The sequence below is a fragment of the Planktosalinus sp. genome, assembly GCF_059864935.1.
In genome coordinates this window covers 1-2,762 of sequence record NZ_JCBCCK010000441.1, presented here as the reverse complement: position 1 = coordinate 2,762, position 2,762 = coordinate 1, and the positions used below count along the sequence as shown (strand labels likewise).

Below are 2,762 nucleotides of genomic sequence, written 5' to 3'. Positions count from 1 at the left end.
GCATTTAAGATTGAATCTTGTCTTTGTTGCCTTCCTTGTTGGATTTTTAGCCTTCTGGCTTCTTGTTCTACAAGTCTGGCTTCCCTGACCGAGTCTTGAACCCTTTTCCTTTCAGCCAATATCTGCTCTCTTGAAGGAGACGGTGCAGTTGTAGTGTCTGTTGTGCTTTTGCTTTCTTCACCGGTTGATTTTGAATCGCCTTCATCGTCATCATCTCCATCATCTTGCCTGCCTTGTCGTCTGGCTTCAATTTCAGCTCGTCTGGCGTCTTGCATAGAGTCTCTCACCCTTCTTCTTTCATCAAGAACAGCCTCTCTTTCTGCTTGCCTTTGCTGGCGCAATTGCTCACGCTCACTTAGTCTGCTGTCTTGTTCATCAGAAAGTCCGTCACGGGCTTCTATATCTTTTTTGTCTTGTCTGCTTTCAGCTTGTGTTCTTCTTGCAGCACGGTTGATGATCCTGACCACCTGGTCGCTGATGTCATTTCGTTCGGCGGCATAAAGCATAACCACATCGGCTGATTTGTCAAAAATGAAATCGTATTGCCTGTTTGAGGCAATTTCCTGAACAGCAGTAAAAACCTGATCTTGTATGGGCTGAACCAGTTGTCTTCTTTGGATAAAAAGATCGCCGTTTGGTCCAAATCTGTTTTGCTGGTAATCAAAAAGTTGCGCTTCTTTAATTTTTATGTCTTCTTCTCGTTCTTCAATAAGTTCTCTGGTTAAAAGCACGCGTTCATTACTGAGATCAAGCTTCATCTGGTCAATTTCTTTTTGCATATCGTCCATGTCTTTTCTCCAGCGTTGAACCCTGCCATCCAGTTGAACCATGGCTTCCTGATATTCCGGAACACTTTCTAATATGTATTCCATATCAATATAACCTATTCTGACCCCCCTTTGTGATTGTGCCTCAGCAATTACCGAAGTAAAGAGAAGTACAATGCTCAGAATTATTAATTTGTGTTTCATTATCTATTGTTTATTTAAGAAAATATCGTGCCAAGTTTAAAATTGCTGCCCAATGATAAAATGGGTTTCCCAACCATTGGGTTGGAAAGTTCCGGGAATGGGGTCAAATCCATATCCAAAATCAATTCCCAATAAACCAAATGCAGGCATAAATATACGAATTCCTGCTCCTGCAGAACGATTAATTTGAAAAGGATTGTAGTTTTTAAACCCATCATAGGTTGCACCACCCTCAACAAATGTCAAAGCATAAATGGATGCCATAGGTTTTAATGTGATGGGGTATCTCAATTCTAACGAAAATTTATTGAAAATAGTATTCCCGTCCTGGGCTGATAAGGATTGGTTTGGATAGCCTCTTAAAGATATGATTTCCCTTCCGTCTAAACTAAAAGCACCAAGTCCGTCACCCCCCATAAAGAAACGTTCAAACGGTGGAATGCCACGGTCCAGATTGTAAGCTCCCAAAAATCCAAATTCGACCTGTGGACGTAAAACCAATCGATCAACAATGGTTGTGTACCAGGTGCCTTTAAACTTAATTTTATAGTATTCCAGCCAGTTGAATTTTTTCTGGTCAATTAAACTTTGGTTGGGTGTGCCGTCTTCGTTTTGAAACTCCGGGTCTTGAGCCAGCCTGCTGTATTTAACCCCATCAAAAAAGGAGTAGGGAGGGGTTACTTTTGCGGTGACACTAAATTCTGAACCTCCTAATGGGAATACAGGGTTTGTAAAGGTGTTGTTTCTGCTCAAACCAATTGTATATGCCAAATTGTTTGAAAAGCCATCACCAAATGTGAATAAACCTGTGTTGTAGTTTTTAAGGTTGTAATGCTGGAAACTTAAAGCATGTGACAATACAAAGTGATCATCCGGCCATTGTAACCTTTTTGCTAAGCCCACTGAGCCTCCTGTAATCAAAAACCTTCTGTCCCTGTCTGCCCGCCTTTCTAAAAAGTCATAGAAAAATTGTACTGTATGTGAAAATGACATACTTAATTGTACGGGTCTTTTTCCACCAAGCCAGGGCTCAACAAATGATAAACTGTAAGTTTGGTAAAAACTGCTTGCCTGTGCTCTTAATGACAGCTTTTGCCCGTCACCCATAGGCAGTGGGCTGTAAGCTTCTGTATTAAAAATATTTCTTAGTGAGAAGTTGTTGAATGACAAACCAAGTGTCCCCACAAAACCACCACCACCATAACCACCCTGAAGCTCAATCTGGCTGGCACCTCTTTCTTCAAGCCTGAACTCCATATCCAGGGTCCCTGTGTTAGGGTCAACATTCTTAAAGTCAGGAACAATGTTTTCAGCATCAAAGAACCCCATTTGACCAAGCTCTCTAATAGATCTTACCACATTGCGTTTGCTGTATTTCTGGCCGGGTCTTACCCTTAATTCCCTGTAAATGACGTGGTCATTGGTCCTGTCGTTTCCAACTACGGTGATGTTGTTAAAGTAGGCCAGTCTTCCTTCAAATATTCTTATTTCAAAATCAATGGTGTCATTTTGAACATTAACTTCTACCGGATTCACCCTTGAGAACAGATAGCCATTGTTTTGATAAGCGTTAGTTATGTCGTTGGCATCGGGATCTGTATCGTCTGCAACCCTTTCTTTAAGAAGAATGCCGTTATAAACATCGCCTCTTTGGATGCCCAAAAGCCTTCTTAATTCCTGATCGGTATAAATACTGTTTCCAATAAACCTGATGTCGCCAAAGTAATGCTGCCTTCCTTCTTCAACATCAATAAAAAGCTCAAGTGTTTTTTCATTTACAACAACCAATGA

At 41.0% G+C, this 2,762-nt stretch carries 2 protein-coding genes; both read right to left on the bottom strand.

The features are described 5' to 3' along the window. The coding region (locus AC6F75_RS13105; RefSeq protein WP_500715540.1) for an OmpH family outer membrane protein at nucleotides 1–971 on the bottom strand (971 nt) is incomplete at its 3' end. A gap of 36 nt (nucleotides 972–1,007) precedes the next feature. Next, nucleotides 1,008–2,762: BamA/TamA family outer membrane protein (locus AC6F75_RS13100; protein WP_500715539.1), on the bottom strand; the 1,755-nt coding region annotated here is incomplete at its 5' end.